At 62.2% G+C, this 25881-nt stretch carries 24 protein-coding genes, 1 tRNA gene and 2 rRNA genes (1 of these 27 running past the window's edge); 14 read left to right on the plus strand and 13 right to left on the minus strand.

The genetic code is table 11. From position 1 onward, the window contains the following. The 3 genes from NKH29_RS20400 to NKH29_RS20410 form a co-directional block, all read left to right on the plus strand. Nucleotides 1–1746: ribosomal RNA gene (locus NKH29_RS20400) — 23S ribosomal RNA — on the plus strand; it begins 1061 nt to the left of the window's first position. 96 nt (nucleotides 1747–1842) lie between these two features. After that, nucleotides 1843–1957 (plus strand): 5S ribosomal RNA (rrf, locus tag NKH29_RS20405). Between the two features lie 234 nt (nucleotides 1958–2191). Beyond that, nucleotides 2192–2268 (plus strand) — tRNA-Met (locus NKH29_RS20410). A gap of 715 nt (nucleotides 2269–2983) precedes the next feature. Here NKH29_RS20410 and NKH29_RS20415 read toward each other — a convergent pair. From NKH29_RS20415 to NKH29_RS20440, 6 genes are all read right to left on the minus strand, one after another. Next, a complete protein-coding gene (locus tag NKH29_RS20415; RefSeq protein WP_352849367.1) occupies nucleotides 2984–3490 on the minus strand; it encodes an L-2-amino-thiazoline-4-carboxylic acid hydrolase in 507 nt (168 codons plus the stop codon). Further along, nucleotides 3487–4278 carry an ATP-binding cassette domain-containing protein gene (locus NKH29_RS20420; protein WP_352964066.1) on the minus strand — a complete coding sequence of 264 codons (792 nt, stop codon included), beginning with the start codon at nucleotides 4276–4278 and terminating at the stop codon, nucleotides 3487–3489. Before NKH29_RS20420 ends, NKH29_RS20415 begins: the two co-directional genes overlap by 4 nt. After that, nucleotides 4275–5162, minus strand: a complete 888-nt coding sequence (locus NKH29_RS20425; protein WP_352918462.1) for an ABC transporter ATP-binding protein — start codon at nucleotides 5160–5162, stop codon at nucleotides 4275–4277. Before NKH29_RS20425 ends, NKH29_RS20420 begins: the two co-directional genes overlap by 4 nt. Further along, nucleotides 5159–5989 (minus strand): ABC transporter permease, encoded by an 831-nt coding sequence (locus tag NKH29_RS20430; protein ID WP_353000466.1) that lies wholly within the window; start codon nucleotides 5987–5989, stop codon nucleotides 5159–5161. Before NKH29_RS20430 ends, NKH29_RS20425 begins: the two co-directional genes overlap by 4 nt. Then, nucleotides 5986–6972, minus strand: coding sequence for an ABC transporter permease (locus NKH29_RS20435; RefSeq protein WP_023722307.1), 987 nt, complete (start codon nucleotides 6970–6972; stop codon nucleotides 5986–5988). The genes NKH29_RS20430 and NKH29_RS20435 overlap by 4 nt, the downstream gene beginning before the upstream one ends. A gap of 282 nt (nucleotides 6973–7254) precedes the next feature. Next, complete coding sequence (locus NKH29_RS20440) at nucleotides 7255–8865, minus strand: ABC transporter substrate-binding protein (RefSeq protein WP_352484964.1); 1611 nt, start codon at nucleotides 8863–8865, stop codon at nucleotides 7255–7257. A 364-nt stretch (nucleotides 8866–9229) separates the two neighbouring features. Between NKH29_RS20440 and NKH29_RS20445 the strand changes: the two genes are divergently transcribed. Continuing rightward, nucleotides 9230–10417: a M24 family metallopeptidase gene (locus NKH29_RS20445; RefSeq protein WP_352484965.1), complete on the plus strand. Its 1188-nt coding sequence runs from the start codon at nucleotides 9230–9232 to the stop codon at nucleotides 10415–10417. Between the two features lie 12 nt (nucleotides 10418–10429). Here NKH29_RS20445 and NKH29_RS20450 read toward each other — a convergent pair whose 3' ends face one another. Genes NKH29_RS20450 through NKH29_RS20460 form a run of 3 tightly spaced genes read right to left on the minus strand, consistent with a single transcriptional unit; the run spans nucleotide 10430 to nucleotide 12913 of the window. Then, nucleotides 10430–10849: a cupin domain-containing protein gene (locus NKH29_RS20450; protein WP_023722310.1), complete on the minus strand. Its 420-nt coding sequence runs from the start codon at nucleotides 10847–10849 to the stop codon at nucleotides 10430–10432. Nucleotides 10850–10865: 16 nt separating this feature from the next. Next, entirely contained in the window at nucleotides 10866–11705 is an 840-nt protein-coding gene (locus NKH29_RS20455; RefSeq protein ID WP_352495528.1) for a phosphoenolpyruvate hydrolase family protein, read from the minus strand. A gap of 11 nt (nucleotides 11706–11716) precedes the next feature. Next, nucleotides 11717–12913 carry a Tm-1-like ATP-binding domain-containing protein gene (locus tag NKH29_RS20460; protein ID WP_023722312.1) on the minus strand — a complete coding sequence of 399 codons (1197 nt, stop codon included), beginning with the start codon at nucleotides 12911–12913 and terminating at the stop codon, nucleotides 11717–11719. 107 nt (nucleotides 12914–13020) lie between these two features. On the opposite strand from NKH29_RS20460, the gene NKH29_RS20465 reads away from it, so the two are divergent. The 8 genes from NKH29_RS20465 (at nucleotide 13021) to NKH29_RS20500 (ending at nucleotide 20282) form a co-directional block, all read left to right on the plus strand. Then, nucleotides 13021–13716 (plus strand): TetR/AcrR family transcriptional regulator, encoded by a 696-nt coding sequence (locus tag NKH29_RS20465; protein ID WP_023722313.1) that lies wholly within the window; start codon nucleotides 13021–13023, stop codon nucleotides 13714–13716. 359 nt (nucleotides 13717–14075) lie between these two features. Next, nucleotides 14076–15392 carry an ABC transporter substrate-binding protein gene (locus tag NKH29_RS20470; RefSeq protein WP_023722314.1) on the plus strand — a complete coding sequence of 439 codons (1317 nt, stop codon included), beginning with the start codon at nucleotides 14076–14078 and terminating at the stop codon, nucleotides 15390–15392. A gap of 74 nt (nucleotides 15393–15466) precedes the next feature. After that, the gene (locus NKH29_RS20475) at nucleotides 15467–16372 is read left to right on the plus strand and encodes a carbohydrate ABC transporter permease (protein ID WP_023722315.1); all 906 of its coding nucleotides are present in this window, start codon (nucleotides 15467–15469) and stop codon (nucleotides 16370–16372) included. Between the two features lies 1 nt (nucleotide 16373). After that, entirely contained in the window at nucleotides 16374–17333 is a 960-nt protein-coding gene (locus NKH29_RS20480) for a carbohydrate ABC transporter permease (RefSeq protein WP_352484970.1), read from the plus strand. Continuing rightward, complete coding sequence (locus tag NKH29_RS20485; RefSeq protein ID WP_353000468.1) at nucleotides 17330–17551, plus strand: hypothetical protein; 222 nt, start codon at nucleotides 17330–17332, stop codon at nucleotides 17549–17551. The genes NKH29_RS20480 and NKH29_RS20485 overlap by 4 nt, the downstream gene beginning before the upstream one ends. Beyond that, a complete protein-coding gene (locus NKH29_RS20490; protein ID WP_352495526.1) occupies nucleotides 17548–18651 on the plus strand; it encodes an ABC transporter ATP-binding protein in 1104 nt (367 codons plus the stop codon). Before NKH29_RS20485 ends, NKH29_RS20490 begins: the two co-directional genes overlap by 4 nt. After that, nucleotides 18651–19754 carry an ABC transporter ATP-binding protein gene (locus NKH29_RS20495; RefSeq protein WP_023722319.1) on the plus strand — a complete coding sequence of 368 codons (1104 nt, stop codon included), beginning with the start codon at nucleotides 18651–18653 and terminating at the stop codon, nucleotides 19752–19754. The genes NKH29_RS20490 and NKH29_RS20495 overlap by 1 nt, the downstream gene beginning before the upstream one ends. A gap of 246 nt (nucleotides 19755–20000) precedes the next feature. Then, nucleotides 20001–20282: a hypothetical protein gene (locus NKH29_RS20500; RefSeq protein ID WP_352483638.1), complete on the plus strand. Its 282-nt coding sequence runs from the start codon at nucleotides 20001–20003 to the stop codon at nucleotides 20280–20282. A 12-nt stretch (nucleotides 20283–20294) separates the two neighbouring features. Here the strand turns inward: NKH29_RS20500 and NKH29_RS20505 are convergent, their stop codons facing one another. After that, on the minus strand, nucleotides 20295–21275 hold the full coding sequence (locus NKH29_RS20505) for an AraC family transcriptional regulator (RefSeq protein WP_023721991.1): 981 nt from the start codon (nucleotides 21273–21275) through the stop codon (nucleotides 20295–20297). A gap of 91 nt (nucleotides 21276–21366) precedes the next feature. Here NKH29_RS20505 and NKH29_RS20510 point away from each other — a divergent pair, with 91 nt between their 5' ends. After that, a complete protein-coding gene (locus NKH29_RS20510) occupies nucleotides 21367–22590 on the plus strand; it encodes an MFS transporter (RefSeq protein WP_352895356.1) in 1224 nt (407 codons plus the stop codon). A 100-nt stretch (nucleotides 22591–22690) separates the two neighbouring features. Here NKH29_RS20510 and NKH29_RS20515 read toward each other — a convergent pair whose 3' ends face one another. Continuing rightward, a complete protein-coding gene (locus NKH29_RS20515) occupies nucleotides 22691–23038 on the minus strand; it encodes a GFA family protein (RefSeq protein ID WP_352495522.1) in 348 nt (115 codons plus the stop codon). Nucleotides 23039–23157: 119 nt separating this feature from the next. On the opposite strand from NKH29_RS20515, the gene NKH29_RS20520 reads away from it, so the two are divergent. After that, nucleotides 23158–24453, plus strand: coding sequence for an amidase (locus NKH29_RS20520; RefSeq protein ID WP_352483635.1), 1296 nt, complete (start codon nucleotides 23158–23160; stop codon nucleotides 24451–24453). A gap of 14 nt (nucleotides 24454–24467) precedes the next feature. On the opposite strand, the gene NKH29_RS20525 is transcribed toward NKH29_RS20520, so the two are convergent. Beyond that, on the minus strand, nucleotides 24468–24851 hold the full coding sequence (locus tag NKH29_RS20525) for a hypothetical protein (protein ID WP_353000470.1): 384 nt from the start codon (nucleotides 24849–24851) through the stop codon (nucleotides 24468–24470). A gap of 49 nt (nucleotides 24852–24900) precedes the next feature. Next, nucleotides 24901–25881, minus strand: a complete 981-nt coding sequence (locus NKH29_RS20530; RefSeq protein WP_352483634.1) for a hydroxyacid dehydrogenase — start codon at nucleotides 25879–25881, stop codon at nucleotides 24901–24903.

The raw sequence follows: 25881 nt of genomic DNA on the forward strand, positions 1-25881 counted from the left end.
ATGGCTAAGTGGGAAAGGATGTGAGGATCCCAAAACAACCAGGATGTTGGCTTAGAAGCAGCCATCATTTAAAGAAAGCGTAACAGCTCACTGGTCTAAATAAGGGTCTTTGCGCCGAAAATGTAACGGGGCTAAAGCCATACACCGAAGCTTAGGGTTTGCAGCAATGCAAGCGGTAGCGGAGCGTTCTGTAAGCTGATGAAGCCATACCCGTGAGGGATGGTGGAGGTATCAGAAGTGCGAATGCTGACATGAGTAACGTAAGGGGAGTGAGAGACTCCCCCGCCGAAAGTCCAAGGGTTCCTGCTTAAAGCTAATCTGAGCAGGGTTAGCCGGCCCCTAAGTCGAGGCAGAAATGCGTAGACGATGGGAACCACGTTAATATTCGTGGGCCTGGAGGAAGTGACGGATCATTGAGGTAGTCCAATCTTATCGGATTGAAAGGGCTGCTGCGTGGTTCCAGGAAATAGCTCCTCCTTATAGACCGTACCCGAAACCGACACTGGTGGACTGGTAGAGTATACCAAGGCGCTTGAGAGAACTATGCTGAAGGAACTCGGCAAATTGCACGCGTAACTTCGGAAGAAGCGTGACCCTTTCATGCGCAAGCATGGGAGGGTGGCACAGACCAGGGGGTAGCGACTGTTTATCAAAAACACAGGGCTCTGCGAAGTCGCAAGACGACGTATAGGGTCTGACGCCTGCCCGGTGCTGGAAGGTTAAGAGGAGGGGTGCAAGCTCTGAATCGAAGCCCCAGTAAACGGCGGCCGTAACTATAACGGTCCTAAGGTAGCGAAATTCCTTGTCGGGTAAGTTCCGACCTGCACGAATGGCGTAACGACTTCCCCGCTGTCTCCAGCATAGACTCAGTGAAATTGAATTCCCCGTGAAGATGCGGGGTTCCTGCGGTTAGACGGAAAGACCCCGTGCACCTTTACTATAGCTTTACATTGGCATTCGTAGTGGCATGTGTAGGATAGGTGGTAGGCTTTGAAACCTGGGCGCCAGCTCAGGTGGAGCCACCCTTGAAATACCACCCTTATCACTATGGATGTCTAACCGCGGCCCGTTATCCGGGTCCGGGACAATGTATGGTGGGTAGTTTGACTGGGGCGGTCGCCTCCTAAAGAGTAACGGAGGCGCGCGATGGTGGGCTCAGAACGGTCGGAAATCGTTCGCTGAGTGCAATGGCATAAGCCTGCCTGACTGCGAGACTGACAAGTCGAGCAGAGACGAAAGTCGGTCATAGTGATCCGGTGGTCCCGCGTGGAAGGGCCATCGCTCAACGGATAAAAGGTACGCCGGGGATAACAGGCTGATGACCCCCAAGAGTCCATATCGACGGGGTTGTTTGGCACCTCGATGTCGACTCATCGCATCCTGGGGCTGGAGCAGGTCCCAAGGGTATGGCTGTTCGCCATTTAAAGCGGTACGTGAGTTGGGTTCAGAACGTCGTGAGACAGTTCGGTCCCTATCTGCCGTGGGTGTAGGAATATTGAAAGGATCTGTCCCTAGTACGAGAGGACCGGGATGGACGGATCTCTGGTGGACCTGTTGTGGCGCCAGCCGCATAGCAGGGTAGCTATATCCGGACGGGATAACCGCTGAAGGCATCTAAGCGGGAAACCCACCTTAAAACGAGTATTCCCTGAGAACCGTGGAAGACGACCACGTTGATAGGCCGGGTGTGGAAGAGCGGCAACGCTTGAAGCTTACCGGTACTAATAGTTCGATCGGCTTGATCGTTCTCATTCCTAATGCCCATTTCTGGCGGCAATCCTTGGATTGCGCCGAGATGGATGGCACAGAAAACAGCTTCTCGAGCAACGTGCGTTTTGCCGACCTGGTGGTTATGGCGGAGCGGCTGCACCCGATCCCATTCCGAACTCGGCCGTGAAACGCTCCAGCGCTGATGGTACTTCGTCTCAAGACGCGGGAGAGTAGGTCGCTGCCAGGTCTGCCAAGCGCACGTTGTTTAATCTTCTCCTTACGAACAGGCCCGCCAACGGGGCTCCGGGCCGCGCAAGCGGCCCTTTCATTTGGCGGAAGCTTGAATTCAGTGAGCCAAGGCTTACTTCTAGGGTTGACGCGGGGTGGAGCAGCGCCCCATCCGCCCACAAAGGCCGAAGGCCTTGAGGACGGACAAACAAAAAAGCCCGGGCTGCCCGGCCGGCGGTCGCCGTGAAGTTGACGCGGGGTGGAGCAGCCCGGTAGCTCGTCAGGCTCATAACCTGAAGGTCACAGGTTCAAATCCTGTCCCCGCAACCAAAGTACGAAAACGGCCCGCCTTGTGCGGGCCGTTTTCGTTTGCTCTGAAGTGCAGCGACAGGATACTCAGCGTTCCGGAGCCAATTTTTCGCGTATGTGTTCCGATCCACCTCTCATACGTCGGGCGAATGGCCGATCGGGATTTACGACGCGCCAAAAGGGCGCGCTGCCGTCTTGACTGATATGCACCAAGTGCCGCCGCACAGTCACTGGGCAGCAGGCGTCTGCTCCGTATTTTGCCGCGAGCTTACGTCGTAACTCTGCAAGGTCCGACAAGTGGCCAGGTCGCGCAGCCCGGAGCTCGTCTGCGACCATGTTCTCCGTTGGGATCAGCATGCTCTGCGTAAGGTTTTTGCCTTTGAGTCGCGTTTTGACCACCGGCAATTCGCTCATAATTCACCTCCAGGAACTCCCCTACTGAAGACGAATAAGAATGCCGCAATCCGACAAATCTCGGAGTGATTTGATTGGGCCGTGGCTCGAACCTACGGTTTGAGGCCACAGCCATGAACCCACAAAGACGCCTCCGGCCGGACACTTACCAACGAAGCCGACACAGCGGGACACCGAGGCAGATCCTGTCCGCACCAAATTCCTCGCAATGCAAACATCAAAACCCCCGGTTGCCTTGCGGCGCCGGGGGTTTTTGTTTGGCTCTGCGCTGCCCAACGGGACGGAGCTTTACGTCTTCGCCGACATGGCTCGAACTGCAGCTCTAGCCGGCATCCCGGTTGGTCAAGGCGATGTGGCAGCAGCCGGAACCGTGGCCCGGCGTCCAGGTGACGTTGTCGAAGCGCACTCCGGTGGCCTCGAACAGGCCGCGGTCGAAGGCGCCGGCGATGCGGCAGAGCGTGGCGAGCTTCTTGTCGCCAACGCCAGCTTCGACCCAAGCGTCCTTCAGCGGACAGCGCTTGACCTTGAAGGCGATGCGGCCTTGGCCGCGTTCGACGTCGGTCGGATACATGCGGCCGCCATCCGGGCTGACGGCGAGGAACGCCTCGCCGATCGCCGTTGCGTCGTTCGGGCCGAAATCGGCGAAGGCCGACGCCGCAACCTCCTTGCCGCGCCGTTCGATGGTGCGGATCATGATAGCCTCAGCCTTTTCCGCGCCAACTTCCGCGGTTAGCTCGTCGAGCAACAGACGATAGAGATCGGCGCGGTTACGGAAGGCGGAATCGAGTTCGCGCGACAGTTTTTCGGCTCGGGCTTCGACGTCGGTCATGATGCGTCCTGTTCGATCCTTGACAGTCTTGGCGCTGCCGCCACCAGCGCCTTGCCGATCGCGGATTGCGGCGCGTCGATGACGGTACGGGCATCGCCGCTCTCGGCAATGCGCCCGGCGTCCAAAATGGCGACCCGGTGAGCGATGGCACGGACGACACCGAGATCGTGCGAAATGAATAGATAGGCGATGCGCTCTTCGCGCTGAAGGTCAAGCAGCAGCCGCAGGATCTGCGCGCGCACCGAAACGTCGAGCGCCGACACGGCCTCGTCGAGCACGACCAGCGACGGTTTTGTGGCGATGGCGCGGGCGATGGCGACTCGTTGGCGTTGGCCGCCGGAGATTTCGTGAATGGCGCGGCCGGCGAGACCGGGGCTGAGGCCGACGCGCTCCAGCAGAGTGGCAATACGGCGCGGGCGCTCGGCACGAGAGGCAATGTGATGGATGCGCAAGGGGTCGTCGAGCACACGCGCCACCGTGGTGCGCGGGTTCAAGGCGGCGAGCGGATCCTGAAACACCATCTGCAGACGAGCGCGCCGGTGGCGCAAGGCAGCGCCGTTCATTGACAGGAAGTCGCTGCCTTCAAATTCGATATGGCCGGCGTCGGGTTCGATGAGCCGCAGCATCAGCCGGGCTATCGTCGACTTGCCGCTGCCTGAAGGTCCGGCCAGCGCCAGCGTCTCGCCAGCTTCGATGTGGAAGGAAACGTTATCTGCCGCGGCAATGATCTTGCCGCCGCGAGGGTATCGTTTGGTCAGGCCGGAAACGGCGAACAGAGGACTGGTCATGTTCGCTGCAACAGCGGCTCGGCGTCGAGGCCGAGATGAGCGTCAAGCAGCGCCCGAGTGTAAGTGTGCCGCGGCGCACCGACGACCTGCGCCGTCGCACCGAGTTCGATCAATTCGCCATTCCGGAACACGGCGATGCGCCCCGCCAGCTCAGCGGCCAGCGCGATGTCGTGGCTGACGAACAACAGCGTCATGCCGTCCTCGGCCACCAATTGCCGAATTAGCGCGACGATCTCGGCCTGCACGATGGTGTCCAGCGCGCTGGTCGCCTCATCGGCGATCAGCAGTTTCGGGCCGGACGCGATTGCCGCGGCGATGGCGACGCGCTGCTTCTGGCCGCCGGAAAGCTGGTGTGGAAAGGCATGCATAGCCGCATTGGAGTCGGGCAGACGGACCCGTTCAAGCAAGTTTTGGGCCTTCGCGTAGGCTTGCGGCCAATTGAGGCCGAGGTGGGTGTAGGCGACCTCGGCGATCTGCTTGCCAATTGGCATCACCGGGTCAAGGCTCGCCGATGGATCCTGGAAGATGAAGCCGATGTCACGGCCGCCGATTGAAGCATGGTCGCGAAGACTTGCAGGCTGACGTCCCGTCGCACCCCCCTCTGTCCTGCCGGACATGTCCGGCAGGACAGAGGGGGGTGTCTTGGCACCAGACATTGGCGGCGGGCGCAAGAGCCAATCGATGCGGCCTTCGATCCTGGCAGAACCCGGCAGCAGCCCGGCAATGGCAAGCGCCAGCGTGCTCTTGCCCGAACCGCTCTCGCCGATGATGGCAAAGCGCTCGCCGGCGGGAATGTCGAGGCTGACACTCTTTAGTGCCGTCACCTCGGAGCCATCGCGGCGATAGGTCACCGTCAGATTGCGGATCGAAAGCAGCGCCGTCACGACAGGCCCCTCCTCACCGCCGTCGTCTCGACGACGCCTTCGCCGGCGAGATACACACCTAGCACCGTGAGCACGAGTGCTATTCCCGGAACGATCGACAGGAACGGCGCGGTGCGCAGCACGGCACGGCCTTCGGCGATCATGCCGCCCCAGGTAACGCGGTTGGGGTCGCCGAGGCCGAGAAAGGACAATGCCGCTTCGGTGAGAATCGCCGCGGCGACGATCACCGACGACAATGCCAGTACCGGCGGCAATGCGTTGGGCAGCACCTCGCGAAAGGCGATCTCCAGCGGATGCATGCCGATGACGCGGGCGCCCGCTACAAAATCGCGCTCGCGGATCGACAGCACTTCGGCTCGCGCCACGCGTGCCGGTCCGGTCCAGACGCCCAGTGCGATCGCCGCGACGACGACGCCGAGCGACGGCCCGACGATGCTGACGAAAGCCAAAGCCAGCAGAAAAGCTGGCACGGTCTGGAAAGCGTCGGTGATGCGCATCAGCACTTCGTCGATAAGGCCGCCGGCAAAGCCGGCCAGCGTGCCGATCACTGCGCCGACGGCAAGGGCGGCGGCGGCGGCCGCCAGGCCGACCGCCAGCGAGGTGCGGGCGCCGTGGAAAAGCTCGGCCAGCATGTCACGGCCGAGGCGGTCGGTGCCTAGTGGTAGCGACCAGTCCTGGAACGGTGGCAGCAATGCCGGCCCGGCAATGGCCTGCGGATCGCCGGGAAAGAACAAAGGTGCGGCAAGCGCCACGGCAAACAGCGCCGCCAGGATGACAATGCCGGCGATCGCTTCCGGCGTCCGGAGAAAACGGCGAAGCGGGTTCACGCGCCGGCCTCATTGGCTCCGACGCGCGGATCGAGGACGGCGTAGGCGATGTCGACGAGAAGGTTGATGATGACGACCAGAACGGCGCTGACGAGAATGATGCCGAGCAGCAACGGCGTGTCGCGTGCCGCCACCGCTTCCTGCGCCAATCGGCCAAGGCCTGGCACCGAAAAGACGCTTTCGATGACGACGCTGCCGCCCAGCATTTGCGCGGACTGCAGGCCAAGCATGGTGACCAGCGGCAACAGCGCGTTGCGGGCGACATGGGCGAGCACGACGCGACGGCGGGAAAGTCCCCTGGCGCGAGCGGCGAGGACAAAATCCTGCCGCCAGACCTCGGCCATGCCGGCGCGCATCATGCGCAGATAGAGCGCGAGATAAATGAAGCCGAGCGCGGAGACCGGCAGGACGAGATGGCGGGCGATGTCGCCAGCGCGATCAAGGCCGGTCCTGGCCGAGGCGATGCTCTCGATGCCGCCGATCGGAAACCAGCGCAGGTCGACGGCAAAGACGATGATCAGCACCAGCCCGAGCCAGAAGCCCGGTATGGCATAGACCGCCAGCGAGCCGATAGACAGGAAGCGATCACGGACGCTGCCGGGTCTGGCGCCGGCATAGATGCCGAGCACCGAGCCGAGTCCGAAGGAGAGCGCGGTGGCGCTGCCCATCAACAGCAGCGTGTTGGGCAGGCGCTCGGTGATGACATCGCGGATCGGCCGTGAAAAGGTGACGGACTGGCCAAGGTCGAGATGCAGCAGCGCCCAAAGGTAATTGGCCAGCCGCGTCAGCTCAGATTGGTCGAGCCCCCAGCGGTGACGCAACAGCTCGATCATGCCGGCGTCGCCGCCGGTCGAGACGATGTAGGCATCGACCGCATCGCCGGGAGCGGCTTCGAGCAACAGGAAGGTGCCGATGACGACAATCAGCAACACGAAGATGCTGCCGACGAGGCGACGGCGAAGGAGGGTGAGGGCGCGGCTCATGGCGGCGCCGGGTGCTTGGCGCAGTGGCAATTAGGAGATGCGGTGTTTCTTCCCACCCCCCTCTGTCCTGCCGGACATCTCCCCCGCAAGGGGGGAGATCGGATGTCATTAGCGATTTCGCCAATCTTCAACGCAGCAGGCAAATAAGCCGACGTTGCGGCCAGCCAATCTCCCCCTTTGCGGGGGAGATGTCCGGCAGGACAGAGGGGGGTGTGAAGGAACTCGGTATTTGACCAAGTTTCCACACGGATTTCGGCGCGAATTTTCATCCGCCAGAATGTGTCACGATTCTAAATAGGTGTCCGCCCAGTTCGACACCGCCCAGCGCGGGGTGTTGGCGATGTTCTTGACCGTATCGCGGGCGACGCTGATGAAACTCCATTCGGCGACGTTGATCAGTGGCAGGTCGGCGGCAACTTTTCTCTGGAACTCCTTGTAGAGTTCGGTGCGGGCGGCGGTGTCAAGCGTCTCCGATGCCTTGGCGATCAGAGCGTCGAGATCGGCGTTCTTGTAGCCGCCCTGGTTGGAGAAAGGCACCCCGTCGGGAATGCCGCTCTGCACCAGGATGGTGGTCGAGATCGCCGGATCGCCGCGGAACACCGGCGGCCCGACCGCAAGGTCGAAGGCGTGGTCGGTGTAAACCGCCTTGATATGCGCGGCAGAGTCGTTGTTGACCAGCTGGGCGTCGATGCCGATGGCGGCGAGCGCCTGACGAAGATAGTCGCCGAACTGCTTGGTCTCGTTGAAATAGGGCGCCGGCAGCAGTTTCAGCGAAAAGCGCTTGCCATCATCGCCTCGGCTGTAGCCGGCCTCGTCGAGCAAGGCGTTGGCCTTGGCGACGTCGAAAGCATAGGTCGGCACGTCGGCGGTGTAGAATTGCGGGTCGTTTTTCGGCACCGGGCCAGTGGCGGTGGCGGCATAGCCGAGAAACACCGTCTTGACGACGAAATCCTTGTCGATAGCGTGAGCGATCGCCTGGCGCACTTTCAGGTCGGCCAGCTCCTTGCGGCGATGGTTGATCTCGACGACCAGTTGGTAAGTCAGCCCTTCGTATCCTTTGGTGATCACCTTGAGGCCGGGCACTTTGGAGATGCGGTCGAGATCGGCCAGGGGCACGGCGGAGAAGGCGGCGAGCTGGATCTCTTCGGCCTCGAGCGCGCTGGCCGCCGACGTGCGGTCCGGCAGCACCTGATAGATGATCTCATCGAGATAGGGCTCGTCCTTGCCCCAATAGTCGGTGTTCTTCTCCAGCCGGTAATATTCGCCGGGCTTGTATTCGGCAAATTTGAACGGTCCGGTGCCGACCGGGGCGTTGTTGGCCGGGTTGTCCTCGATCTTTCCGGTCTCGTAGATGTGCTTGGGCACCACGCTGCTCAGCGCCGGCAAGGCGTTGCGGATCAGCTGGAACGGGGTCGGCTTGGCGAATTTGAACACGGCGGTCGCCTCGTCCGGCGTGTCGACCGCCTCCAGATCCTTGAACACGGTGCGGCCGAGATTCTGCAGCGGTTTCCAGACCTGCAACGCCGAGAAGGCGACATCGGCTGAGGTGAAGGGCTTCCCGTCATGCCATTTGACGTCCTCGCGCAGTTTGAACGTCACCGACAGGCCGTCGGCGGCGCCTTCCCAGCTGAGCGCCAGCCGTGGCTCGAGCCCGTCCTTGCCGCCGAAGGAGGCCTCGGCCAAGGTTTCCACGATCTTGCTCGAGATGAAGAAGACGCCGTTCGAGGCGACAATCGCCGGATTGAGATTGCGCGGCTCGGAATCAGCGGCGACAACCAGTCGTCCGCCCTTTTTCGGCGTCTGCGCCCAGCCGATCGTCGGCATGGCGGTGGAGGCCAGCAGCAATGCCGAACCCGCAAGCATCGTACGCCTGGAAATGGTGAACTCTGGCATGATCGAACTCCGTCCTCTCCGCGACCCGGCCGGGTGCGCCGTACCCCTCGGACGCTCGTGAGCATCCTGCAAAGCTGATTATGGCCCTTGTCCGGGGTTTCGCCAGAGACGGAATTGGCGCATCCTCACGTGGCTTTGAAATTTCCGTCCGCTGGACCAGTTACAGGGAAGCGGTCCAATGCGCTGATCTGGCCGGACCAGATTAGACCATGCCGGTAGCGGAATGAGCTTTTGGCGCCCGCTCGACCCATTCTGGCTGGACCAGACCGGGCAAAATGATGCAGATTTGAGGGGAGCCAAGGCTCTAAAACCAGAAAGGCCGGCGCCACGTGCGGTCGGTCATGGCACTTCAGGGAGAGAGACAATGAACGTTGCTCCGGGCAAGAATGTCGTCGGCAGCGTGCCGTTCGACCAGGCCAGGGTGGACGGGCTGATGGAGGAAGCCGGCATCGACGTGCTGCTCGCCACCTCCAAGCACAACACGCAATATCTGCTTGGCGGCTACAAGTTCATCTTCTTCGCCGCCATGGATGCGATCGGCCATAGCCGCTATCTGCCTGTCGTCGTCTACGAGAAAGGCGGGCCGGAGCATGCCGCCTATATCGGCAACCGCATGGAGGGCGGCGAGCACCAGAACCATCCGTTCTGGACGCCGACACTGCATGCCGCCTGCTGGGGCACGCTCGATGCCGCCAACCTGGCGGTCGAGCATTTGCGGAAGATCGGCAAGGGCAATGCCCGCATTGGCATCGAGCCCGCCTTCCTGCCGTCCGACGCCTATATGCTGATCCGCAACGCGCTGCCGGACGCCAAGCTGATCGACGCCACGCACATGCTGGAGCGCATGCGAGCAATCAAAACCGAAGCCGAGCTGGAGAAGCTGCGCATTGCTTCGGAGCTGATCACCGATTCCATGCTGGCGACCATCGGCTGGGCACGCGAAGGCACAACCAAGAGCGAGATCATCGAACAGCTCAGGCGCGAGGAGACCAATCGCGGCGCGCATTTCGAATATTGCCTGTTGACGCTAGGCTCCAGTCACAACCGCGCGGCCTCGCCGCAAACGTGGAAGAAGGGCGAGGTGATGTCGATCGATTCCGGCGGCAACTACCACGGCTATATCGGCGACCTTTGCCGCATGGGCGTGCTGGGTGAGCCTGACGCCGAACTCGAGGATCTGCTGGCCGAGATCGAGACGGTGCAGCAGGCGGCCTTCTCCAAGGTAAAGGCGGGCACGCTGGGCGGTGACATGATTTCTCATGCCGAAGGCGTGCTGAAGAAATCCAAGGTTGCGGCCTATACCGATTTCTTCGCGCATGGCATGGGGCTGATCACGCACGAAGCGCCGTTCCTGATGACCAACCATCCGGTGACCTATGAAGGCACCTATGCCGCAAAGCCGCTGGAGAAGAACATGGTGCTTTCGGTCGAGACGACCATGCTCCACCCGACGCGCGGCTTCATCAAGCTGGAGGACACGGTGGCGGTGACCGGCGCCGGTTACATTATGTTCGGCGATCGGGGTAGGGGCTGGAACAGGGGCGGGGCTTAGGCGCCGTCTATCTCAATTCCCACCTGACGGCAGCAGCCTGAAATCCGGCAGGTCGCGCAGTGCCAATTCCGGCCCGGCCGGCGAATAGACGACGAAAAGCTGCATCGGCGCGTCGCCGGTATTGAGCGTCGAATGGAAGCGGCTTTCCGGCACATAGATGGTGCAACCGGGGCCGACCTTCTCGACGACCGGATTGCCCTTCTCGTCTTCGACCATCTGCTCGCCATTGCCTGAGATGACGAAAATGATCTCCTCGGCACCCGGATGGTTATGACGCGTATGGCCCTTGCCCGACGGCAGGTCGACGACACCACCGGAAAAGCGCTTCGCGCCGTTCACTTCGGGAGCGACCGTCAGCGACAGCCTGCCCCAGTCGAAGCCGAAGGCGCTGACGTCTTTTGGGTATACGAACACCTTGCTGTTGTCGGTCATCGTCTCACCCCTTCTTCTACGCAGCGCCGAACGTGACGGCCTTGAAATCCGCCGTTTGCCTGGCGATCGAAGCTTCCGCCGGCAGCCGTTCCATCGAACTCGCGCCGTAGAAACCGTGCAGGCCCTTGCAGCGCTCGAGAATATATTTGGCGTCGTCCGGCATCGAGATCGGCCCGCCATGGCAAAGCAGGATGATATCCTCGCGCACTGAGCGTGCCGCTTCGGCAATGGCGTCGATCTCCTTCACACAATCGTCCAGCGATTTAGCCGAGGTCGCACCGATCGAACCGCCGGTGGTCACCCCCATATGGGCGACGACGATGTCGGCGCCGGCATGTGTCATGGCGCGAGCCTCGTCTGGATTGAAGACGTAGGGCGTGGTCAACAGGTCGAGTTTGTGAGCCTCGGCGATCATGTCGACCTCGAGCCCGAAGCCCATGCCGGTTTCTTCAAAACTCTGCCGCATCTGGCCGTCGAACAGGCCGATGGTCGGAAAGTTCTGCACACCGGAAAAGCCCATCGTCTTCAACTCGGCCAAAAGCAGCGGCATGATGACGAAGGGATCGGTGCCGTTGACGCCGGCCAGCACCGGCGTCTTCTTCACTACCGGCAGCACTTCGTAGGCCATCTCCTTGACGATCTCGTTGGCGTTGCCATAGGCGAGCAGGCCGGCGGCCGAGCCGCGCCCGGCCATGCGGTAGCGGCCGGAATTGTAGATGATGATCAGGTCGATGCCGCCAGCTTCCTCTGCCTTGGCCGACAGGCCGGTGCCGGCACCGCCGCCGACGATCGGAACGCCGTCCGCGATCATCTTGCGGAATTTCTCCAGGATTTTCTTGCGCGGTATGGCGGCCATATCTTGGTGTCTCACTGTCTGGCGATGTCGAGGAAGGCCGTTGTGGCGGCCCAGGCGAATTCGGGGTCGTTGATATGCAGCGGCAGGCGCAGAACGCGCCGCGTTTTGGCGGGTTTGATGGTGCGCTCGATCGCCTCGAACAAAGCTGCATCGGCTTCAGGGTCGAAGAAGGCGCCGCCTTCGATGTCGAGCGCCGACACGCCTTTCTCCGGAATGAGGAAACGAACCGGACCCTGGCAGAGGCTCAGCCTTGTACCGATCCATTCGCCGATCATTCTGCTTTCGTCGGCGGTGGTGCGCATCAGTGTGACGTTTGGATTGTGCTCATAGAATAGCCGGCCGCGATAGCGTTCCGGAATTGTTGGCGGCGCCCAGAAATTGACCATGTCGAGCGCGCCGACCGAGCCGACATAAGGCAGCCCGGTGCGGGCGATGGCACCAAAGCGATCGTCCGTCGCCGGCAGCACGCCGCCAAACAGCAAGTCGCAGACTTCGGTCGTGGTGATGTCGATGACGCCGGACAACAAGCCGCTGTCGGCCAATTTTTCCATGGTGCGGCCGCCGGTTCCAGTGGCATGAAATACCATACAGTCATAAGTCGAACGAAGTTCGTCGGCGATGGCGGTCACGCACGGCGTGGTGACGCCGAACATGGTGAGGCCTATCGAGGGTCTGCCGTCGGCCGGCGGCGCCGGCTTTGCCGCCATGCCTGATATCGCCTGGGCGGCATTGTGGAGCACGACACGGGAAAGCCGGTTGAGGCCGGCCATGTCGGTCACCGACGGCATCATGACGATGTCGGAGACGTCGACATAAGGCGCGGTGTCGCCGGAGGCCAAGGTCGAAACCATGATCTTGGGCAGGCCGAGCGGCAGCGTGCGCATGCCTGTGGTGATGATCGAGGTGCCGCCGCCACCGCCGATGCCGATAATCCCGGCAATATCGCTACGCGATTGAACAAATCGGGCAAAGGCGGCAGCCATCGCCGCCACTGCGGTGCCGTGGTCGTCGACGCCGAGCACGGCATTGCGACCCTCTGAATGGTGGCTGGCGACCTCGTCTGCCGAAACATCGACCGGCACGGTCGCGCCGCGTGTTCCGATGTCGACACGGGCAATCGAAGCGCCGGTTGCGGCGACCGCATCGGCCAGAAAAGCGAGTTCCTCGCCCTTGGTGTCGGCGGTGCCCACCACATAGATGCGCTTCATCGCGTTTCCCCGGTCCTGGGCGTGTTCGACGCTGCCGCCCCTTTGCCCGGCCATTCGACGGCGCGAAGGGCCATTGCAATTTTTTGAGACGCGCGTATCGTATTGACATGAATGTCTCACGTCAACAAGCGGCAACGGACGACGATGCCGGCCAGGGGCCGAACCCGCGGGTAGAGCGCGGGGCCCGCGCGCGCACCAGGCGGCTGATGCTGGAGACGGCGACAAAGCTGATGCAGGCGGGCGCCACGCCGTCGGTCAGCGAGGTGGCGGAGGCGGCGGAAGTCTCACGCGCCACCGCCTATCGGTATTTTCCGAGCCAGGCGGCGCTGGTGCAGGCGGTGGTCGATGAGGGGCTCGGACCGATCCTTACCTGGAAATCGAGCTCTGCCGATCCCGAGCGCCGGGTGGCCGAGCTGTTCGAGACCGCCATGCCGCGCATCGAGGCCTTCGAAGCGACGTTCAAGGCGGCGCTGAAACTGTCGCTCGACCAGTGGGCGCAGCGACAGGCAGGCACGTTTGACGGCGAACCGGCGTTCACGCGCGGCCATCGCGTCGATCTTTTGAAAGATGCGATTGCGCCACTCAAAGGCCGGTTGCCGCCGCGCGAATTCAAGCGGCTCGCGCAGGCGCTGTCATTGATCTTCGGTGTTGAGATGCTGATCGTACTGAAGGATATATGGGGATTGGACAGCCGCAGTATGATGTCGGTCGCGCAATGGGCCGCCAGCGCGCTGGTACGCGCAGCTGTGACGGAATCGATGATTGAAGGAGATGGGATCGCACCGATGACAGCCGCTAGATGACGCCAATCTGGTTCGACCAGATTTGCACCCTGCCTACTCATACTATTGGCGATGCAGCGGCCGAGGCAAGGCCCCTCTGTATCAAGGAGTAGGAAAATTCAGGGAAAACAGGCAGATATCGCAGAAACCAACTTGTCTGCGTGTCCGCCGCCGTCCAAGAAAGGGCTTGACGTTCGTCTGAAATTGGTAATACCAGATCAGGACAAATAAAGCGGATCAAAGGGTGAAGGCTAATATCCGTTTCGGTCGAACGAGGAGGCTCAAAAACCGGAACGGTGCCGTCACGGGAGGACTACCAGGGCCGGCCTCGCCGCCGGCTCGCATGACGCGGTAGAATGCGCACAAGGGAGGAAATCATTATGCGCAAGACAATGACCAGCTTGCTTGCTGGTATCGGCTTAGTGCTAGCCTGCGGAACGTCCGTCTACGCGCAGGAAAAGGAACTTACAATCTTCTGGGCGGAATGGGATCCGGCCAATTACCTGCAGGAACTCGGCAACGAGTACGAGAAGGAAACCGGCGTCAAAATCACGGTGGAAACCACACCGTGGCCCGACTTCCAGACCAAAGCCTTCACCGAGTTCAACGCCCATGGCGACGCCTATGATATGGTCGTCGGCGACTCGCAATGGCTCGGTGCCGGCTCGACCGGTGGCCACTATGTCGACCTGACCGACTTCTTCAACAAGCACAAGGTCGGCGACGTGATGGCACCGGCGACGGTGAAGTACTACGCCGAATATCCGGGCGGCAGCAGCAAGTACTGGGCCATTCCGCTTGAAGGCGACGCCGTCGGCTGGTCCTACCGCAAGGACTGGTTCGAGGATCCGAAGGAAAAGGAAGCCTTCAAGGCCAAGTATGGCTACGATCTCGACGTGCCGAAGGATTTCAAGGCGCTGCGCGACATCGCCGAGTTCTTCTACCGGCCGGACCAGAAAAAATACGGCATCGCCATCTACACCGACAATTCGTATGACGCGATGGCGATGGGCTTCGAAAACGCGCTGTTTTCCTTTGGCGGCGAGCTGGGTGATTATAAGACCTACAAGGTCGACGGCTTCATCAACTCCGACAAGGCGATCGCGGCGCTCGACGCCTACAAGGAACTCTACAAGTTCACGCCTCCGGGCTGGGCCAAGTCGTTCTTCGTCGAGGACAACCAGGCGATCACTGAAAACCTGGCCGCGATGAGCATGAACTACTTCGCGTTCTTCCCCTCGCTGATCAACGAGGCGTCGAACCCGAACGCCAAGAACACCGGCTTCTTCGCCAATCCTCCCGGCCCGAACGGGGACCAGTTCGCCGCACTCGGCGGTCAGGGCATCTCCATCGTTTCCTACTCGCAGAAGCAGGAAGAGGCGACCAAGTTCCTGGAATGGTTCATCAAGGACGAGACCCAGAAGAAATGGGCAGCGCTTGGCGGCTACACCTGCAGTGCCGCCGTGCTCAAGTCGCCGGAATTCCAGAACGCCACGCCCTACAACAAGGCGTTCTACGAGACCATGTTCAAGGTCAAGGACTTCTGGGCGGTTCCGGAATATGCCGAACTGCTGCAGCAGCTCAACCAGCGCATCTACCCCTACATGATCGGCGGCGAAGGCACCGCCAAGGAGACGCTGGACGCACTGGCAGCCGACTGGAACGCGACCTTCAAGAAATACGGCCGCGGCCAATAAGTATGAACCTTCACGGAGGGGGCGTTCGTGCCTCCTCCGTTTATTTTTCTGATTCTTGAACCGGGAGCAGGGTCTTGGCGACCACGATGATCACCACGCTGGACAGGTCCTCGCGGGCCGCTGCTCGCGGTCTAAGCGACATTTCGATCCGCAATCTCTTCATCATCCCGACGATCCTGTTTCTGATCGTCTTCAACATCTTCCCGCTGATCTATTCGCTGGGCTATTCGTTCACCGATTTCCGCGCCTCGACCAGCGCGGCGGCGAATTTCGTCGGGCTGCAAAACTATCGCGACCTGCTCAGCGATCCCTATGTCTGGTCCAACTTCGCCATCACCGCAAAATACGTCATCATCTCGGTCGCCGGCCAGCTGCTCGTCGGCTTCGGCGTGGCCATGCTGCTCAACCGCGACATTCCGCTCAAGGGCCTGCTGACGACGCTCCTGTTGTTGCCGATGATGCTGTCTATGGCCGTCGTCGGCCTGTTCTGGAAACTGCTCTACGATCCGTCCTTCGGCATCATCAATTATGCGCTGGGCCTCGGCACCTTCGAATGGCTGTCGGATCCGAAAATGGCGCTCTATGCGGTCGCGCTGACCGATATCTGGATGTGGTCGCCCTTCGTCATGCTGTTGTCGCTGGCCGGCCTGTCGGCCGTGCCCAAGCATCTCTACGAGGCCGCCGCGATCGACAGGGCCGGGCCGTTCTACACCTTCTTCCGCATCACGCTGCCGCTGGTCGCGCCGATCCTGATGATCGCGGTCATCTTCCGCACCATGGAAGCGTTCAAGACCTTCGACCTCGCCTATATCCTGACCAGCCAGCCGACGGCCGAGCTGATCTCGATCCGGCTCTACAAGATGGCGTTCCAGGAATGGCAGACCGGGCGCTCCTGCGCGCTCGCCTACATCGTGCTGATCATGGTGCTAGCGATCACCAACATCTATGTCAAATACCTCAACAAGGTGAAGGAGCGCTGAGATGGCCGCAGTCCGCACTTCTTCCGAAATCACCTTCAACCGGGTCGCCATCGTCGCCGTCCTGCTGGTGACGATCATCTTCCTGGCGCCGATCTACTGGATAGCCTCGACGGCGTTCAAGCCGCGCAACCTCGCCACCACCATTCCGCCGACGGTGGTTTTCCAGCCGGAGATATCGCCCTTCGTCAAGTTGTTCACCAAGCGTTCGCAGCTGCGCAGCCCGCCATCACCGGAGGAGTACGCGGCTGCGCCGTGGTGGGAGCGCGTCGTCTTCAATGGCGGCGAAAAGATCGTGCGCGACGGCAAGGGCCAGGTGCAGTGGTCGGGCTATCCGAGCCGTTTCATGAACTCGCTGATCGTTGCCATAACCTCGACCGTCCTGGCCGTCGGCATGGGCACCTTCACCGCCTATGGGTTCTCGCGCTTCAAGGTGAAAGGCGAGGCGGACCTGCTGTTCTTCATCCTGTCGACGCGCATGCTGCCGCCGGTGGTCGTCGCCATTCCGATGTTCCTGATGTACCGGGCGGTCGGCCTCAACGATTCCCATATCGGCCTGATCATCCTTTACACCGCCTTCAACCTGTCCTTCTCGGTGTGGCTGATGAAAGGCTTCATGGACGAGATCCCCAAGGAGTATGAGGAGGCGGCCCTCGTCGACGGCTATACGCGCATGGAGGCCTTCTTCAAGATCGTGCTGCCCGAGGCCGCCACCGGCATCGCCGCCACCGCCGTGTTCTGCTTTATCACGGCGTGGAACGAATATGCCTTCGCACTGATCATGACCAGCCGCCGTGCCCAGACGGCGCCGCCTTTCATTCCCAGCCAGGTCGGCGCCGGCCTGCCGGACTGGACGGTGATTGCCGCCGGAACCTTCCTGTTCCTGCTGCCGGTTGCGATCTTCACCTTCCTGCTCCGCAACCACCTCTTGCGCGGCATGTCCTTCGGAGCGATCCGCAAATGAGTTTTCGCGACATCAATCAGAAATATCTTGAACCGGGCAGCCAGGTGCTGATGGTGCTCGGCATCATCGCGCTCTGCCAGCCATGGCACGTGCTGCTGCACAGCTACGGCGTGACCATCATCCTGATCGGCCTGATCGGCTTCAACATCACCTCCAAGATCGCGCCGGAGGAGAAGGCCGGCACCGGGCAAGGGGCAAACCCGGGGGCACAGCATTGACCCAGATCGAGCTTCGCGGCGTCCAGAAATATTTCGGCGCCGTCCAGGTCATCAAGGACCTCAACCTGAAGATCGACGATAACGAGTTCATCGTGCTGCTCGGCCAGTCGGGCTGCGGCAAGACGACGACGCTCAGGGCCGTTGCCGGACTGGAGACGATCGACGGCGGCGACATCCTCATCGACGGCAAGCCGGTCCAGCACCTCAAGGCCGCCGACCGCGACATCGCCATGGTCTTCCAATCGTTCTCGCTCTATCCGCATATGAGCGTCTACGAGAACATCGCCTTTCCACTGAGGGCGACGCGCAAGAGCAAGGCCGAGATCGACAGCGAGGTGCGCTCGGTCGCCAAGACGCTGCAGATCAGCGATCTCCTCGCCAAGAAACCGTCGGCCCTGTCCGGCGGCGACATGCAGCGCGTCGCGATCGGCCGAGCCTTGGTGCGGCGGCCGAAGGCGATGCTGATGGACGAGCCGATCGGCGCGCTCGATGCCAAGCTGCGCGAGGAGATGCGGGCCGAGATCAAGCGGCTGCACATCAAGCAGGGCTCGACCAGCATCTACGTCACTCACGACCAGATCGAGGCGATGAGCCTCGCCGACCGCATCGTCATCATGCATGAGGGCGTACTGCAGCAGGTCGGCTCGCCGGACGAGGTCTATTCGCATCCGGCGAATCTTTTCGTCGCGCAGTTTGTCGGCAGCCCGGTGATGAACGTCGCCGACGCTTCGGTGACCGAGAAAGCCTCGTCGGCCTCGGTCACGGTCGGCGATGCGGCCGCCGGCTTCGAATTCCCGCGCACCTTGCTGTCGAAGCTCAACGGCCATGTCGGCGGCCAGCTCGCGCTCGGCATCCGGCCGGAAGGCGTTCTCGTTCGCCGCGAAGCCGCCGAGGGGTTCTTGCCGGTGGAGACGCAGATCGTTGAGCCGCTCGGCTCCTTCGATATCGTCGACCTCAAGGTCGGCTCCAAGATGCTGCGTGCACGCACCAAGAGCGGCTTCATCGGCGGCCCCGGCGAAAGGGTCTTCGTCAGAATCGATCCCAGCCAGGCGCATTTCTTCGACACGGCGAGCGGCAAATCGCTGGGAGTGAGACTCTGATGGCCCACATCCAGCTCAAGAACATTTCGAAGAAATTCGGCAACCACACCGCTTTGACCGGGCTCGACCTCGACATCGCCGACGGCGAGTTCTTCGTCCTGCTCGGCGAGACCGGCGCCGGCAAGACGACGACGCTGCGCATGATTGCCGGCCTGGAAAAACCGAGCGAAGGCCAGGTCTTTATCGACGGCGTCGATGTCGCCGATTGGGGCGCGGCCGAGCGCGACGTGGCGCTGGTGCTGCAGCAATATTCGCTCTATCCGCGTTATACGGTGCGCGAAAACCTCGAATTTCCGCTGAAGCCGAAGATCCGCCGGTTGCCCGATGCCGAGATCAAGGATCGTGTCGACCGCGCTGCCAGGACACTGCGGATCGAGCATCTGCTCGACCGCAAGACCGACCGGCTTTCAGGCGGCGAGATGCAGCGCGTCTCGATCGGCCGCGCCATCGTGCGCAAGCCGCGGGTATTCCTGATGGACGAGCCGTTGTCGGCGCTCGACGCCAAATTGCGCGAGGCGCTGCGCACCGAATTGAAGAACCTGCAGATGCAGCTCGGCGCCACCTTCCTGTTCGTGACGCACGATCAGATCGAGGCGATGTCGATGGGTGACAAGGTCGGCGTGCTCAACCATGGCCGCATCGTCCAGACCGGCACGCCGTACGAGATCTACAATAATCCGCGCGACACCTACGTGGCGAGCTTCGTCGGCTCGCCGCCGATGAATCTCATCGACGGCAAGCTTGTTAACGGGCGTGCGGTGATGGCACCGCTGAATTTCGAATTGCCGTTTGCGGGGGGTGCCAAGACTTCGGGGGGTGCCAAGACGGGCGCGGCGACCGACGGTCGCCCGCTCGTCTTCGGTATTCGTCCCGAGGACGTCTATCTCGAGACCGGCGCGCCGGTCGAGGCGCGGGTCCATGACGTCGAGAACCATGGCGTCGAGAAGATCCTGACGCTGCGGGTCGGCGACGCCATGCTGCGCGCCACTGTGCCGGCCAGGACCGACGTGCAGATAGAGCAGCCGGTGCGCTTTGCCTGGAACCCGGACAAGGTGGTGCTGTTCGATAAGGGCAGCGGAATAAGCCTGCGTCACGCCGGCTAAGTACAAGCCTCTTTACTGCAGCTAGAGCGGGATGCGTTCAAATTGACCGTGCATCCCGCTCTAGCTATCTATTTTAGTCGCATTTGTGCGACGCCGTGTGATTCCACTTGGCTGCGAAATGCTCGAGTCTTCCCGTCATCCCCCGTACGGGGGATGCGGATGCTCCGATTTGTCGAATAGGCTGATCCTTTGGTCCCAAACGGGCTTTGCACGCCCAATTTGGAGACCCAAAACGGAGGGTTGGCTATGGGAAATCTGTTACGCAGCTTTGCGACGATCCTGCTTGTCGCGGGTATGGGATTGTCGGCGGTGCATCTGAGCGAGGCGCAGGCAGCCAAGAAAGTTGTCGCCGGTGCGAAGGTCGACGCCAAGAAGATCAAGGATCTCAACGGCACGGTCAATCTGTCCACCAGTGACTGCAAGCTGTTGTTGAGCGGCACCGTTGTCGAAGTCTCGGATGGCAGGTGCGGGGCTTCCGGCAAATATTGCAAGAGCAGCGCCGGCTCGGCCTGCATCACCGAGCAATAACCCGGCCAACGTTTAGCCGGCCTGGCGGATCTCCGCCTGTTCCTCGGCCCGGAAATGGCTGGGCGGCGATCCGATTACCCGCTTGAAGGCGCGGCTGAAGGAGGCGTCGGATTCGTAGCCGAGGCGCGCCGCGACGACGGAAATCTTGAGCCGGTCGCGGACCAGCCATTGCCGCGCCTGGTGCATCCGTACCTGCGTGACGTACTTTGCCGGTGTTTCGCCGACAATGGTTGCGAAGCGCTCGGCGAAACCTGATCGCGAGGCGCCCATCATCTTCGCCAGAGCGTCCACCGTCCAGTCGCGGCTCGGTTCCAGATGGATCGCGGCCAGCACCCGGCCGATCTCGCGGTCCCTCACCGCCGCGATCCATCCGGAAGAGTCGCCGCAGCCGCGCTCGACCCATGAGCGGATGACGGTCGCGGCGAGCACATCGGCCAGCCGCGCCAGGATGCCGCCGGAGCCGACGCGCTCCATCGTCACCTCGCGGGCCATCGCCTCCAGCAAATGCGGGATACCTGGCTCATAGGCTTCCAACTCATGCGCGCGCATCACGTCCGGCATCATGCCGAGCAAGGGGTGCAAGCCATCGAGATTGAAATACATGCTGCCGAAAAACAGCAAGGTGCCCGGACGGCAGCCGGGCACGCCGTCGTTCGACATGCAATAGACACCCTTGCAGATCTCCTCGACCTCATAGCCGTGGATCGGCGCCGCCTCGATACCCGGCTCGCTCGCCAGCGTGTGGGCTGAACCGCGCGGCAACAACACCGCGTCGCCCGCCTTGAGCTCGACCCATTCGCCGGACGGCTGCAGCAACCAGCAGCCTTTGCGACCGATGAAATGAAACCGTGCCGCCGCCTGAGCCGGAAAATGGATGCCCCAGGGTTCCTTCATCTCGCAACGGCCGTAATCGACGCCTTCGAGGCGCAATCCGCGCAATATGTCTGTCAGCGGATCACCGGTGACAGGGATTTTGGACGAACGGTCAAGCATAATGGTGTTTCTAGCATGGAAACTCCGGACAGTCACTCCCTATGTTGCACTGCAGCCAGATGCTGCGCTGCAACCAGATCGGAGATCCCTCATGACCGAACCCGCGACAGGCGTCATGGACGCCGTTCTCGACCTGACGGAAACCGGCGAACGATCCGAGCCCGCATGGGGGGCGGTGGTCTCCTTGGCGCTCGGAGTCTTCGGCCTGGTGACCGCGGAATTTCTGCCTGCCAGCCTGCTGACGCCGCTTGCGCAGGATCTCGGCATCACCGAAGGCGCCGCAGGGCAGGCGGTAACGGCCACCGCCGTCATTGGCGCGATTGCGGCGCCGACAATGGCCATTGTCACCAAGCGGCTGGACCGCAGGCTGGTCATGTGGGCGCTGACGGTGCTGCTTGTGCTGTCAAATCTGGTAGCCGCGTTTGCGTCGTCGCTTCCCGTTCTTCTGATCGCCCGTATCATGCTTGGCATTAGTCTCGGTGGCTTCTGGTCGATGTCAGCAGCCATGGCGATGCGGCTCGTTCCGATGCGGCTGATGCCGCGCGCCATGTCGATCATCCTCACCGGCGTTTCGGTGGCGACGGTCTGTGCGGCTCCGGTCGGCGCCTATGTCGGCGACATCTGGGGATGGCGGACGGCCTTCATGATCGCCGCCGTGGTCGGCGCGCTAGCGCTGCTCGTGCAGGTGGCTACCATTCCGAAGCTGCCGCCGGCAGGTACGGCAGGTTTTCGCACGCTGCTGGAGGTGATGAAGCGGCCGATGATCAGGGTGGCACTGCTGGTGGTGCTGCTGGTCGCCTCGGGACACTTTGCCGGCTTCACCTATGTCCGCCCGTTTCTCGAGAAGGTGCCCGCGCTGGACATCGAGACGATCTCGCTTGTGCTGCTCGCCTACGGCATTGGTGGCTTCTTCGGCAATTTTGCCGGCGGCTTCATGGCGGAACGCAGCCTCAAGGCAGCCGTCAGCCTGGCGCCTCTGCTGATCGCGTTTTCGGCGCTCCTGCTGCTGGTGGTCGGAGGCTCACCCGTCGTGGCTGCAATAGCGGTGGCCAGCTGGGGCTTTGCCTTCGGCGCCGTCCCAGTCGGGCTGCAGACCTGGCTGGTGCGAGCCGCCCCCGATCAGGCGGAAAGCGCCGGCGGGCTGATGGTCATGACGTTCCAGGTCGCCATCGCGTTGGGCGCCGTCTTCGGCGGCCTGCTGGTCGACAATACCGGCGTTGCCAGCGCCTTCGCGTATTGCGCGGCGGCGACGTTGCTTGCGGCATTGGCGGCGTTCTTCCTTGGCCCCAAGCCGATCGACGGTCCCAAGGACTAAAGCGCGTCGCACTCGATCGGCCTTATGCGACGCGCTTTAGATTCTTTTTTTTATGCATGTCGTTATCACAAAACCGCTGCACACTTTTGCGCGACATGCATTAGACGGAACGGCCGTCGAAGTCGAAGACCGGCACGGCGGCGACGTCCAACGCCTCGATGCAATGAATGTTGATATAGGCACTTCGCCCGCTCCCTTCGCCGACATCCTCGGCGAAGGGGTGAATGCCGCAGCTGCGGCAGAAGCGGTGGGCGATGACATGGTTGCCGAAGCTGTAGCGGCCGAGATCATCGCCCCAGGCAAGCACCCGCATGCTCTCATGCGGCACTGCCCATAGCAGTGCACCCTTGCGCGTGCAGATCGAGCAATTACACCGTACGGCTCCGGTCAGCTCGCCTTCGACCTCGAACGCGACCTTGCCGCAGTGGCAGCTGCCTTCGTAGAGCATCGGGCCTTCCTCGTGCGGTTCGACAGGTGCAAACCTGACCGTGCCGGGCTATGTCTCCTGCGGCCAGTTTGTGGCTGCTACATTAAGACGTTGCAAGCGTGCGGAGTCCGACACCGAAAATGCAATCAGCCCGTGATCGCCTGGAAGCAATTGTTTCGCGTCTTGCTGCTCGCGTGGGCGATGAGAGCGTTTTCGCAAAGCTCTATCCTGAAGCAGCACGGGCGGCGGCCGACGCCGCCGATGCGCGGCGAAAAGCCGGCGTCACGCTCGGGCCGCTCGATGGGGCGATCACCTCGATCAAGGATCTGTTCGATGTCGCCGGCGAGCCGACGACGGCGGGCTCGCTGCTGCTCGCCACGGCAGCGCCGGCGTTGCGGGATGCCATTGTCGTGGAACGGTTGCGCCAGGCCGGTGCAGTCATCCTCGGCAAGACCAACATGACCGAGTTCGCCTTCACCGCGATCGGCGTCAATCCGCACTACGGCACGCCCGGCAATGCAAGTGATGCCCGCCGTATTCCGGGCGGCTCGTCCTCAGGCGCCGCGGTTTCGGTCGGCGAAGGCACCAGCGAAATCTCCATCGGTTCCGATACCGGCGGATCGGTGCGCATTCCGGCATCGTTGAATGGCGTCGTCGGTTTCAAGCCGACGGCGCGGCGCGTGCCGCTCGCGGGTGCGTTTCCGCTGTCGGCCACGCTGGACTCGATCGGTCCGCTGGCCCGCACCGTCGCCGAATGTGCGGCGGCCGACGCAGTGATGGCGGGCGAAAACCTGGCGGCACTGTTGCCGCTTCCGCTGGACGGCCTGCGCATCGGTATTCCGCGCGGCGTGCTGTTCGATGATACGGAGGAAGAGGTCGCGACGACGTTCGACCGGTGTCTTCGCAAGATGGAGCTTAGCGGCGCACGGCTTGTGGAGTTGTCGATCGACGACCTGCTTGTCGATCTGCGCGCGGCAACCAAACGCGCCTCGATCGCGGCAATGGAAGGGGCGGAGATCCATGCCGACTGGCTGGCGACGGGAGCGACGATGCCGGTCGACCCGCGGGTAAGCGGGCCATTGTCGCGCGCCGCCGCCATTCCGGCCACGGTCTATATCAGAGCAATGCGCCGTCGCGCAGCACTTGCCGCCGCGATGGATGACCGGCTGGCGTCGGTCGACGTGCTGGCCCTGCCGACCACGCCGATGACCGCGCCGACGATCGTCTCGATGACCGGCGACGAGGCCCTGTGCGACAGGACGGAAGGCCTTCTGCTGCGCAACACGCAGGTCGCCAACCAGTTCGATCTTTCAGCCATCTCGCTGCCGATGCCCGGGATGATGCGTCCGGCCGGGCTGATGCTGGTGGCGCGCAATGGCCATGACCACCACCTGCTGCGGATCGCCGCTGCGGTCGAGGCACTGCTTGCAAATTGATCCGATAGCGCGTGTCAGCGCGACGAGCAGTGGCCGCGCTCGTTGTCCTTGGCGGTGCGCTCGATGCTGGTGGCAACCAGCCAAGGCAGGGTGTATCGCTTGCCGTTGAAGGTCCGGGTGCGGTTCTCGATCGAGCCGACAACAACGACCTTGCCGGCATAGAGCTTGTCCGAAAGATCGAGGCCCTTGTCTTGCTGCGGCAGGCGATCGATGTCGATCGAAACGCCTTTGACGAACTTGCCGGTGTCGAGGTCGAGCGCGCTGTTCGATGGACAGGGTGCCATCACGCAGCGCAAGTCGTTGTCGCAGAACACGTAGCTGCCCTGTCCGTTGGCCAAGGCATGCGCCGCCGCCATGCAGACACTGGCGGTCAGCAGGAATTTTGTGGTGTTTCCCATACCGGCAACGTCGCTGGCGAATTCGGGAAAATTGAGGCGTAGCCTTTGCTTAGAAATCGGCAGGGAACCGCCGCCGGTAGTGCTCGACCACTTCGGGATTGCGCAGATTGACCGGCAATCTGTTGGCCAGCACCAGCAAGGCTTCGCCAGCCGCGCCGACGCCCATGCGCATCATCGACTGTTCGGTGATCCCGGCCATGTGCGGGGTGACGATGACGTTGTCGAAGCCGAAGTAGGGATGGTTGGGCGGCAGCGGTTGTGTCGCAAAAACGTCGAGCGCGGCGCCGCCGATGCGGCCCTTCTGCAAGGCCTCGATCAGCGCGTCGTCGTCGATCACCGGCCCGCGCGAAACATTGATTAGCAGCGCATCCGGCTTCATCCGGTCAATACGTTCCCGGCTAATCAGCCCCCGCGTTTCGGGCGTCAGCGGGCAGCACAGAACGATGATGTCGCTCTGCTCGATGAGCGCATCGATCGACAAGAAGCCGACGCTGTCCGGCGCCGGCTGCATGCTGCGCGTCGTTGCCACCACATTCAGATCGAAACCATGGGCGGCGATGTGGCCGACCGCCTGGCCGATTGCGCCGAGGCCGACAATGCCGATCGTCTTGCCGGCAAGCTCATTAGCCACGACGGTGTGTTCGCGGCCGGCCAGCCAGCCCTTCGCCCGCAAGTCGCGGTCCAACACACGAAAGCGCCGAAGCAGCGCCAGTGCCGCGAACATCACATATTCGGCGACCGAGCGCGCGTTCACTCCCGGAACGTTCGCCACCAGCACGCCCGCCGCGTTGGCCGCTTCCATCGGTACCATGTCGAGCCCGGCGCCGTGGCGGATCGCGGCCCTGAGCTTGGTCGCGCCTTCGAAAAGCGCCGCAGGCAAAGGAGCGCGAACGATGATGACATCGGCGTCCCTTGCCTCGGCGGCCAGCGTGGCCGCGTCGAGAGCGGAGGCAACGACGAGTTCGCCGGCCCCTGTCAGCATGGAAGAGGCACGGGGGTGCAGTCTGTGTGTCGACAGGATCTTGGGCAT

The sequence above is a fragment of the Mesorhizobium sp. M1295 genome (assembly GCF_040318135.1).
In the GTDB taxonomy this organism is placed as follows: Bacteria; Pseudomonadota; Alphaproteobacteria; order Rhizobiales; family Rhizobiaceae; genus Mesorhizobium.

Bases quoted from the DNA above. Each gene is read 5' to 3' on its own strand.
- NKH29_RS20495 (WP_023722319.1), top strand. From the start codon at position 18,651: ATGGCCCACATCCAGCTCAAGAACATTTCGAAGAAATTCGGCAACCAC.
- NKH29_RS20525 (WP_353000470.1), bottom strand. From the start codon at position 24,851: ATGGGAAACACCACAAAATTCCTGCTGACCGCCAGTGTCTGCATGGCG.
- NKH29_RS20530 (WP_352483634.1), bottom strand. From the start codon at position 25,881: ATGCCCAAGATCCTGTCGACACACAGACTGCACCCCCGTGCCTCTTCC.
- NKH29_RS20520 (WP_352483635.1), top strand. From the start codon at position 23,158: ATGCAATCAGCCCGTGATCGCCTGGAAGCAATTGTTTCGCGTCTTGCT.
- NKH29_RS20450 (WP_023722310.1), bottom strand. From the start codon at position 10,849: ATGACCGACAACAGCAAGGTGTTCGTATACCCAAAAGACGTCAGCGCC.
- NKH29_RS20460 (WP_023722312.1), bottom strand. From the start codon at position 12,913: ATGAAGCGCATCTATGTGGTGGGCACCGCCGACACCAAGGGCGAGGAA.
- NKH29_RS20500 (WP_352483638.1), top strand. From the start codon at position 20,001: ATGGGAAATCTGTTACGCAGCTTTGCGACGATCCTGCTTGTCGCGGGT.
- NKH29_RS20445 (WP_352484965.1), top strand. From the start codon at position 9,230: ATGAACGTTGCTCCGGGCAAGAATGTCGTCGGCAGCGTGCCGTTCGAC.
- NKH29_RS20505 (WP_023721991.1), bottom strand. From the start codon at position 21,275: ATGCTTGACCGTTCGTCCAAAATCCCTGTCACCGGTGATCCGCTGACA.
- NKH29_RS20440 (WP_352484964.1), bottom strand. From the start codon at position 8,865: ATGCCAGAGTTCACCATTTCCAGGCGTACGATGCTTGCGGGTTCGGCA.
- NKH29_RS20455 (WP_352495528.1), bottom strand. From the start codon at position 11,705: ATGGCCGCCATACCGCGCAAGAAAATCCTGGAGAAATTCCGCAAGATG.
- NKH29_RS20435 (WP_023722307.1), bottom strand. From the start codon at position 6,972: ATGAGCCGCGCCCTCACCCTCCTTCGCCGTCGCCTCGTCGGCAGCATC.
- NKH29_RS20480 (WP_352484970.1), top strand. From the start codon at position 16,374: ATGGCCGCAGTCCGCACTTCTTCCGAAATCACCTTCAACCGGGTCGCC.
- NKH29_RS20465 (WP_023722313.1), top strand. From the start codon at position 13,021: ATGAATGTCTCACGTCAACAAGCGGCAACGGACGACGATGCCGGCCAG.
- NKH29_RS20515 (WP_352495522.1), bottom strand. From the start codon at position 23,038: ATGCTCTACGAAGGCAGCTGCCACTGCGGCAAGGTCGCGTTCGAGGTC.
- NKH29_RS20420 (WP_352964066.1), bottom strand. From the start codon at position 4,278: ATGACCAGTCCTCTGTTCGCCGTTTCCGGCCTGACCAAACGATACCCT.
- NKH29_RS20510 (WP_352895356.1), top strand. From the start codon at position 21,367: ATGACCGAACCCGCGACAGGCGTCATGGACGCCGTTCTCGACCTGACG.
- NKH29_RS20485 (WP_353000468.1), top strand. From the start codon at position 17,330: ATGAGTTTTCGCGACATCAATCAGAAATATCTTGAACCGGGCAGCCAG.
- NKH29_RS20470 (WP_023722314.1), top strand. From the start codon at position 14,076: ATGCGCAAGACAATGACCAGCTTGCTTGCTGGTATCGGCTTAGTGCTA.
- NKH29_RS20415 (WP_352849367.1), bottom strand. From the start codon at position 3,490: ATGACCGACGTCGAAGCCCGAGCCGAAAAACTGTCGCGCGAACTCGAT.